The 9,468-nt window shown below is 64.3% G+C and carries 6 protein-coding genes; 2 read left to right on the forward strand and 4 right to left on the reverse strand.

The genetic code is table 11. The features are described from left to right. Positions 1 to 1,302: ATP-dependent DNA helicase RecG (recG, locus tag EOA32_RS27840; RefSeq protein WP_128373423.1), on the forward strand; the 1,302-nt coding region annotated here is incomplete at its 5' end. Here recG and EOA32_RS27845 read toward each other — a convergent pair. The 4 genes from EOA32_RS27845 to EOA32_RS27860 form a co-directional block, all read right to left on the reverse strand. Then, positions 1,254 to 2,009 carry a DUF502 domain-containing protein gene (locus tag EOA32_RS27845; RefSeq protein ID WP_067000327.1) on the reverse strand — a complete coding sequence of 252 codons (756 nt, stop codon included), beginning with the start codon at positions 2,007 to 2,009 and terminating at the stop codon, positions 1,254 to 1,256. The two genes, recG and EOA32_RS27845, sit on opposite strands and share 49 nt — an antisense overlap. A gap of 291 nt (positions 2,010 to 2,300) precedes the next feature. Continuing rightward, positions 2,301 to 4,124, reverse strand: a complete 1,824-nt coding sequence (gene glmS, locus EOA32_RS27850; protein ID WP_095802210.1) for a glutamine--fructose-6-phosphate transaminase (isomerizing) — start codon at positions 4,122 to 4,124, stop codon at positions 2,301 to 2,303. A 231-nt stretch (positions 4,125 to 4,355) separates the two neighbouring features. Continuing rightward, on the reverse strand, positions 4,356 to 5,723 hold the full coding sequence (glmU, locus tag EOA32_RS27855; RefSeq protein ID WP_128373424.1) for a bifunctional UDP-N-acetylglucosamine diphosphorylase/glucosamine-1-phosphate N-acetyltransferase GlmU: 1,368 nt from the start codon (positions 5,721 to 5,723) through the stop codon (positions 4,356 to 4,358). Between the two features lie 147 nt (positions 5,724 to 5,870). Beyond that, positions 5,871 to 6,617 carry a cytochrome c biogenesis CcdA family protein gene (locus EOA32_RS27860; protein WP_128373425.1) on the reverse strand — a complete coding sequence of 249 codons (747 nt, stop codon included), beginning with the start codon at positions 6,615 to 6,617 and terminating at the stop codon, positions 5,871 to 5,873. A gap of 405 nt (positions 6,618 to 7,022) precedes the next feature. Here EOA32_RS27860 and topA point away from each other — a divergent pair. Then, a partial coding sequence (topA, locus tag EOA32_RS27865) for a type I DNA topoisomerase (RefSeq protein ID WP_128373426.1) occupies positions 7,023 to 9,468 on the forward strand: 2,446 nt, incomplete at its 3' end.

Genomic DNA, 9,468 nt, shown 5'->3' on the forward strand with positions numbered 1-9,468 from the left:
GCCCTGCCCTACAAGCTCACCCCCAGCCAGGAATTCGCGCTCGGCGAAATCAACGCCGACCTGGCCGACCCCGAACGCATGCTGCGTCTGCTGCAGGGCGACGTCGGCTCCGGTAAGACGGTGGTCGCACTGCTTGCCATGGGGCGCGCGGTCGAAGCCAGCGGCCAGGCTGCGCTGATGGCGCCGACCGAAATCCTGGCGCGGCAGCACCTAGCAACGATTGCCCCGCTGGCGGAAAAAGCCGGCCTCAGCGTCGCCGTCCTCACCGGCCGGGAGAAGGGACGCGAACGCGCCGAAACACTGGAAGGCCTCGCCAGCGGTGCGATCGACATCGTCGTCGGCACGCACGCGCTGTTCCAGGAGACGGTGACCTTCCACGACCTCGTGCTTGCCGTCGTCGACGAGCAGCACCGCTTCGGTGTCCACCAGCGTCTCGCCATCACCGCCAAAGGCGACGCGCCCGATATGCTGGTGATGACGGCGACGCCCATTCCGCGCACGCTGGTGCTGACCGCCTTCGGCGACATGGATGTCTCGAAGCTCACCGAAAAGCCGGCGGGCCGCCAGCCGATACGCACCGTCACTTTGCCAATGGAGAGGCTGGACGAGTTAGTCGGGCGCATGGTCGACGCCGTCGCCGAGGGTCAGAAGATCTACTGGATCTGTCCGCTGGTCGAGGAATCCGAAGAGATCAAGCTGATGTCGGCGGAAGACCGCTTCGCTTCGCTGAAGCCGCTCTTCGGCGACCAGATCGGCCTCGTGCATGGCCGCATGAAGGGCGCGGAGAAGGACGATGCGATGCGCGCCTTCAAGCAGGGCGAAACGCGCATATTGATCGCCACCACCGTCATCGAGGTCGGCGTCGACGTGCCGGACGCCACGATCATCGTCATCGAGCATGCCGAGCGCTTCGGCCTTGCCCAGTTGCACCAACTGCGCGGCCGGGTCGGGCGCGGCGACAAGCCATCGTCCTGCGTGCTGCTCTACAAGGATCCGCTCGGTGAGACCGCAAAGCGCCGGCTTTCGGTGATGCGCGAGACGGAGGACGGCTTCCGCATAGCCGAGGAGGATCTGAAGCTGCGCGGCGAAGGCGAACTGCTGGGCACCCGCCAGTCCGGCACGCCAGGTTTCCAGGTCGCGCGCATCGAGTTCCATGCCGACCTGCTGGAAGCCGCCCGCGACGACGCAAGGCTGATCCTGTCACGCGACCCCGAATTGCAGTCTGGGCGCGGCGAGGCGCTGCGGCTGTTGCTCTACCTGTTCGGGCGCGACGAGGCGGTGCGGCTGCTGCGCGCCGGCTGAGCCGCGCCCAGCGCCGGATTGGCAAGCGGCCCTTCGATCGGCTCGCCGTTCAGCGTCACCAGCTTGGCCTTGACCTCCGGCGCCACCATGCCGGCCGAAACGATCAGCTTGGCGCCGTCCTCGATCGTCATGTCGAGCAGCACGATCTCGGATTTGTAAACATACATCAGGAAGCCTGTGGTCGGGTTCGGCGTGCAGGGCATGAACACCGCGATCAACGGATCGCCTTCCTGGTCGAGCTTCTGGTTGATCTCGGTTTCCTTCTCGCTGGCGACAAAGACCAGCGACCAGACTCCCTTGCGCGGATATTCGACCAGCCCGACCTGGCGGAACATGTCGCCCTTGTTTGACAGCACCGTCTCGAAAATCTGCTTCAGGGAGCGGTAGATACCGCGCACCAGCGGCATGCGGCCAAGCAGCCGCTCGCCGAAATTGACGATTGCGCGGCCGACGATGTTGGCCGTCATGAAACCGATGAACGTGATCAGCACCAGCGCCACGATCAGCCCGAAGCCGGGGACCGGAAACGGCAGATAGGTGTCCGGATTGTAGCGGGCGGGAATGTAGGGCTTCACCCAGGAATCGACCCAGCCGATGAGCGACCAGGCGATATAGGCGGTGATCGCCAGCGGCGCGCAGACGATGAAGCCCGTCAGGAAGTAATTCCTGAGCCGGGTCATGCCAGAGGTCTTCAGGGCGTCGGACATAGGATCACCGCGGCGCAGATTGCGGTTGAACTTTAGTGAACCGCAATTCGGTTTGGAACTGCGAAGTTTTTAAAGAGCGCTCTCTATGAAGCGGCTTTCAGCGTTCCAAATGGAAGCTCCTGCGTTCGCGACTGGCTGCAACACCCCTCCCTTCGTCATCCACGCGCGGAGCAAGGAGCGAAGCGACGCGGCGTAGACCCAGGATCCATTCCGCGACGCCCCTCGAGGAGTGAAAGGGCCATCGGCACGCCATACTTCGAACTACGGTGCCGAAAAGAAGCAGTGACAGTGCTATTCCACCGTGACCGATTTCGCCAGATTGCGCGGCTGGTCGACATCGGTGCCCATGAACACTGCGGTGAAATAGGCGAGCATCTGGATCGGCAGCGCGTAGATGATCGGCGCGATGATCTCAGGTACTTCGGGCAGGATGATCGTCTCCATCGACTTGATGCCGGCCTGGGCCGCGCCCTTGGCGTCGGTGATCAGGATGATCTTGCCGCCGCGCGCCGCGACTTCCTGCATGTTGGAAACCGTCTTTTCGAAGATGCGGTCATGCGGCGCGATCACGATAACCGGCATGTTTTCGTCGATCAGCGCGATCGGTCCGTGCTTCAGCTCGCCGCCGGCATAGCCTTCGGCGTGGATGTAGGAGATTTCCTTGAGCTTCAGCGCCCCTTCCATGGCTAGTGGAAAATTGGTGTCGCGGCCGAGATAGAGCACATCCTTGTAGCGGGACAGATCACGCGAGATGCGTTCGATCTGCTCGTCGAGCTTCAGCACCTGTGTGGCAAAGCGCGGAGCCTCGGAAAGCTCGCGCACCAGCCGCTTCTCCTCATCGCGCGAGATCGTCCCGCGCGCCACGCCGGCCCGCACTGCGAGCGAGGCCAGCACGGAGAGCTGGCAGGTGAAAGCCTTCGTCGAGGCGACGCCGATCTCCGGCCCGGCAAGCGTCGGCAGCACGACGTCGGATTCGCGCGCCATGGTCGATTCGCGCACATTGACGACCGCGCCGATCTTCATGCCGGCCTGGCGGCAGTAGCGCAGGGAAGCCAGCGTGTCGGCGGTCTCGCCCGACTGCGATATGAAGAACGCCGCGTCGTTCCCGGACAACGGCATCTCGCGGTAACGGAATTCCGAGGCGACGTCGATGTCGACCGGCAGCCGCGCATAGCGCTCGAACCAGTATTTGCTGATCAGCCCGGCCAGATAGGCGGTGCCGCAGGCCGAGAGCGCCAACCGGCCGATCTTGGCAAAGTCGAAGGGCAGATCGAGCGGCCTCGACACGCCGGAGACGAAATCGACATAATGCGCCAGCGTGTGCGAGATCACCTCCGGCTGCTCATGGATTTCCTTTTCCATGAAATGGCGGCGGTTGCCCTTGTCGACCATGAAGCTGGTCGAGAGCGACTGCTGGCGCTTGCGGTCGACCTTGTTGCCGTCGGCGTCATAGATGGTGACGCTGTTGCGACGCACTTCCGCCCAGTCGCCATCTTCGAGATAGGTGACTGCGTTGGTGAAAGGCGCCAGCGCGATCGCGTCCGAGCCCAAAAACATCTCGCCGTCGCCATGGCCGACAGCAAGCGGCGGACCGTTGCGGGCGCCGACGATCAGATCCTCGTCGCCCTTGAACATGATCGCCAGCGCAAACGCGCCCGAGAGCCGCTTCAGCGCCTGGTGCGCTGCCTGGACCGGCTTCAGCCCCTTGGCGAGCTCCCGCGCGACCAGATGCGCGACGACCTCGGTGTCCGTCTGAGAGGCGAATTTGTAGCCATCGCGGGAGAGCTCGTCGCGCAGCTCGGCGAAGTTCTCGATGATGCCGTTGTGGACAATCGCGACGCCTTCGGAAAAATGCGGATGCGCATTGGTCTCGTTCGGCACGCCATGGGTCGCCCAGCGGGTATGGCCGATGCCGATCGTGCCTTCCAGCGGATCTTCTTTCAGCCGGCGTTCGAGATTGATGAGCTTGCCTTCGGCGCGGCGGCGGCCGAGCGTGCCATTCTCGATGGTGGCGACGCCGGCCGAGTCATAGCCGCGATATTCGAGCCGCTTCAGCGCATCGACGATCAGCGGCGCGACCTGTGAATGGCCGACAATTCCAACGATACCGCACATACGCTGCCCCCGATTCCCCGCGAAAACCCAGCGCTATTTACGGATGGCCGGCCTGCCGCGAAAGTCACTTTGCGTTTCGTTCGGTGTCACCCGGAACGGTTTTGCGACTGATGCACCATGACACGCCGCGCTTGCAATCCGGTTACTGCAAATGGTTGGTTTTTCGCGGCGCGGTGCTCGATCATTATGGTTGGCGCCAGCGGCGCCGGCCCAGCAAACGTCCTTTGACGATCATTCCGCGGCTCTTTTCTTCGCCGCGGCCGCCGACGCGAAGCGCTCGCGCAATTCCTTGCCTTTTCTGGGCAGCGTCTTTTGGCGGGCGCGGCCGAAGGCCAGCGCATCGTCGGGCACGCTCTCGGTGATCACGCTGCCCGAAGCGATGTAGCCACCCTTGCCGATCGTGACCGGCGCCACCAGCGCGGAGTTGGAGCCGACGAACGCGCCCTCGCCGATATCGGTGAAGAATTTGGAAAAGCCGTCATAGTTGCAGGTGATGGTGCCAGCGCCGATATTCGCCCCAGCACCGACCCGCGCGTCGCCGATATAAGTCAGGTGGTTGACCTTGGCGCCTTCCTCGATCGTTGCCTGCTTGACCTCGCAGAAATTGCCGACCTTGGCCTTTTGCCGCAGATCAGCGCCCGGCCGCAGCCGCGCGAACGGCCCGACATCGCAATTGGAAGCGATCGTGGCGCCTTCGATATGGCTGAAGGCGTGGATTTTCGCCCCTGAAGCGATCTTGACGCCCGGGCCGAACCAGACATGCGGCTCGACAATCGTATCGGCACCGATCTCGGTGTCGTGCGAGAAGTAGACGGTTTCAGGCGCGATCAGCGTCACGCCGGCAAGCATCGCCTCGCGCCGCTGGCGCGCCTGCCAGATAGCTTCCGCCTCGGCGAGCTCGGCCCGGTTGTTGATGCCGAGCGCGCTTTCGAAGCTCGCCTCCGTGGCCACCACATCGAGCCCGTCCGCGCCGGCGAGCTCGACGATGTCGGTGAGATAGAACTCGCCCTTGGCATTATTGTTGCCGACCTTGTCGAGCAGCCGAAGCGCCTGGTTGCCGGCCACCGCCATCATCCCGGCATTGCAGAAGCCGATCTTTTTTTCCGCCTCGGAGCAGTCCTTCTCCTCCCTGATGGCGACGAGACGCCCGCCCTTCTCGATCAGCCGGCCGTATCCCGTCGGATTGGGCGGGCGGAAGCCGATCACCGCAACGGCAGCACCCTCCGCCAGCTTCTGCCGCGCGGCAGCCAGCGCTGCCGCATCGATCAGCGGCGTGTCGCCGAACATGACGAGGATGTCGTCGTAGCCCTTCGCTATCGCTTCGCGCGCGGCAAGCACCGCATGGGCCGTGCCGAGCCGCTTCTCCTGCACGAAGGTCTCGGCTTTCGGCGCGAATTTCTGCACCGCCTTCCGCATCTCGTCGGCGCCGTGGCCGATCACCAGCGCCAGACCCGTTGCCCCGGCGGCCTCAGCGGCCTTCACCACATGAGCCACCATCGGCAAGCCGGCAATGGCGTGCAGCACCTTGGGCATCGCGCTCTTCATGCGCGTACCTTCGCCGGCGGCGAGGATGACGGACAGGCAGGATCTCTGGCTCATAGGGCAACCGTATGAAAGGATTCAAATCATCGCATGCTAGCAGCGGCGTGATGCTGCACCAATGCGGTTAAATTCCGGTGAGACAGCGGATCACCTGGACTCTTGATCGGCAGGTCCACAATTCGATCCTGTGCACGAAGTGGCAGATCACCCGAGCCGCCCGAGCGCCGGGAAGTTTTCCAGCAGCCAGTAGGATGCGCTCTGCACGCCACCGGTGAGAAAAAACACGCCGGCGACGACGAGCAGCGCGCCGATCGCTTTTTCCACGCGACCGAGATGGACGCGAAATTTTCCCAGGAAGCGCATGAAGGCGCCGGAAAACAGCGCCGCGATCAGGAAGGGAATGCCAAGCCCGAGCGAATAGGCGGCGAGCAGCAGCGCGCCCTCGCCCACCGTCTCGCGGCCGCCGGCTAAGGTCAGGATCGGCCCCAGCACGGGGCCGATGCAGGGCGTCCAGCCGAAAGCAAAGGCCAGCCCCATGACATAGGCGGCGATCATGCTGGCCGGCTTGCCCTGTGACTGGAAGCGCGCCTCGCGCGACAACAGCGGGATGCGCAGGATGCCGAGAAAATTCAGGCCCATGATGATGATCAGCGCGCCGGCCACCATTGCCAGCGGTTCCTGCCAGACGCGCAGCAGCCGGCCGATCGTAGAGGCGCCGGCGCCAAGCGCGACGAAGACGGTGGAGAAGCCGAGGACGAAGGCAAGAGAGGCATAAAGCAGCGCGCCACGTGCGCCTTCGCGCGCCGTCGCGCCGGCGTTGCCGCGGAAATCGTCGACCGACACGCCGGCCATGTAGCAAAGATAAGGCGGCACCAGCGGCAGCACGCAAGGCGACAGGAACGAGATCGCCCCTGCCCCGACCGCGCTGACATAGCCGATGTCCAATGCCATTTCACGATGCCCCGGTTGTGCTGGCGCCGATATAGCGATGCCGGCGCCCTCGTGCCAATCACCATTGTGTGGCGCGTGGTCGCTAGCCGAGGAAGAAGCGGCGGCCGCTGCGCGTTCGATGGATGGCGCGCAGTGCCGCGTGCCGTCCGCGTACCGCCGGGCCGATGCTGGTTCTGTCGGCGACTCCCCTCGGTAAAAGACCGAACCAAGACACGATCCGTCGGTGCGCCAAAAAATGTGTTCTCCGCCATACACTCTAAGAGTGTATCGCTGTCGGCCAGTTCGCAAATTGGGCCTGTCCCCTTGACCGATTGCAAAAGCACGGCCATGTGAGCGACGAAAAGAGTGGGATTTCGTCGTGCGCCGCGGAGCTCTTCCGCCGCCTCACAGCTGATAAGAGACCTCATGGACGTCGTCGTCGTCGAATCGCCGGCCAAGGCGAAGACAATCAACAAATATCTGGGCAAGAACTATAAGGTCCTGGCCTCGTTCGGCCATGTCCGCGATCTGCCGGCCAAGGACGGCTCGGTGCGCCCGGACGAGGACTTCGCCATGTCCTGGTCGGTAGACACCGCCTCCGGCAAGCGCCTCGCCGACATCGCCAAGGCGGTCAAGGACGCCGACGGGCTGATCCTCGCCACCGACCCGGATCGCGAGGGCGAGGCGATTTCCTGGCATGTGCTGGAAGTGCTGAGGCAGAAGCGCGCGCTGAAGGACAAGCCGGTCAGCCGCGTCGTCTTCAACGCCATAACAAAGACCTCGGTAATGGAGGCCATGGCCAATCCGCGCCAGATCGATGCGCCGCTGGTGGACGCCTATCTCGCGCGCCGCGCGCTCGACTATCTCGTCGGCTTCACCCTCTCGCCGGTGCTGTGGCGCAAGCTGCCGGGCGCCCGTTCCGCCGGGCGCGTGCAGTCGGTGGCGCTGCGGCTGGTCTGCGACCGCGAATCCGAGATCGAGCGCTTCGTCCGCGAGGAATACTGGCAGATCGCCGCCATCCTCAACACGCCGCGCAACGACAGTTTCGAGGCGCGGCTGACCGCCTATGCCGGCAAGAAGTTGCAGAAGCTCGACATCGCCAACAAGGCCCAGGCCGACGACATCAAGGCGATGCTCGATGGCGCGACCTTCAAGGCGCTGTCGGTCGAAGCCAAGCCCACCAAGCGCAATCCGGGCCCGCCCTTCACCACCTCGACGCTGCAACAGGCCGCCTCCTCGCGGCTCGGCTTCTCGGCCAACCGCACCATGCAGGTGGCGCAGAAGCTTTACGAAGGCATGGATGTCGGCGGCGAGACCGCCGGCCTCATCACCTATATGCGAACCGACGGCGTGCAGATGGCGCCGGAGGCGATCACCGCGGCGCGCGATGCCATCGCCAGCGAGTTCGGCGCGAAATACCTGCCCGAAAACCCACGCTATTATTCGGTCAAGGCCAAGAACGCCCAGGAAGCGCATGAGGCGATCCGCCCTACCGATTTCAAGCGCACGCCGGCATCGGTCAGGCAATATCTCGATGCCGATCAGGCGCGCCTCTATGAGCTGATCTGGAAGCGCGCGATCGCCAGCCAGATGCAGCCGGCCGAGATCGAGCGCACCACGGTCGAGATCGAGGCGGTCAACGGCGCCCGCACCGCCGAGCTTCGCGCGGTCGGCTCCGTCATCCGCTTCGACGGCTTCATCGCCGCCTACACCGACCAGAAGGACGAGGACGCAGAGGACGAGGAGAGCCGCCGCCTGCCCGAGATCCGCGCCGGCGAACAGCTTGCCCGCGAGGCGATCAACGCCACCCAGCACACGACCGAGCCGCCGCCGCGCTATTCCGAGGCGTCGCTGATCAAGAAGCTGGAAGAGCTCGGCATTGGCCGGCCGTCGACCTACACGGCGATCCTGAAGACGCTCGAGGACCGCGACTACGTCGCCATCGACCGGCGCAAGCTGGTGCCGCAGGCCAAGGGCCGGTTGCTGTCGGCCTTCCTCGAAAGCTTCTTCGAGCGCTATGTCGAATATGACTTCACCGCCTCGCTCGAGGAAAAGCTCGACGAGATCTCCGACGGCAAGCTCGCCTGGAAGGACGTGCTGCGCGACTTCTGGAAGGATTTTTCGGGCGCCGTCGACGATATCAAGGAACTGCGCGTCTCAGACGTGCTCGATGCGCTCAACGATGAGCTGGCGCCGCTGGTGTTCCCCGCGCGGGAGGACGGCTCAAACCCGCGCGTCTGCCCGAAATGCGGCACCGGCAACCTGTCGCTGAAGCTCGGTAAGTTCGGCGCCTTCGTCGGCTGCTCGAACTATCCGGAATGCTCCTATACCCGCCAGCTTGGCGACGCCGCCAATCCCAACGGCGAGAACGGCAACGGCGACGACGGCGTCAAGCTGCTCGGCAAGGATCCATACACCGCCGAGGAGATCACGCTCAGGAGCGGCCGCTTCGGCCCCTACATCCAGCGCGGCGAAGGCAAGGACGCCAAGCGCTCGAGCCTGCCCAAGGGCTGGACCGCCGAGTCGATCGACCATGAGAAGGCGCTGGCGCTGCTGGCATTGCCGCGCGATGTCGGCAAGCATCCGGAAACCGGCAAGATGATTTCGGCCGGTCTTGGGCGGTACGGACCCTTCGTGCTGCACGACGGCACCTACGCCAATCTCGAAAGCATCGAGGACGTGTTCTCGATCGGCCTGAACCGCGCCGTTTCGGTGATCGCCGAGAAGCAGCAGAAGGGCAAGGGCGGCCGCAACGGGAGCACGCCGGCTGCGTTGAAGGAACTGGGCGAGCATCCCGACGGCGGCGGCAAGATCGTCGTGCGCGACGGCCGCTACGGACCCTACGTCAATTACGGCAAGGTCAATGCCACGC

Source organism: Mesorhizobium sp. M1A.F.Ca.ET.072.01.1.1 (assembly GCF_004023325.1).
Lineage (GTDB): Bacteria > Pseudomonadota > Alphaproteobacteria > Rhizobiales > Rhizobiaceae > Mesorhizobium.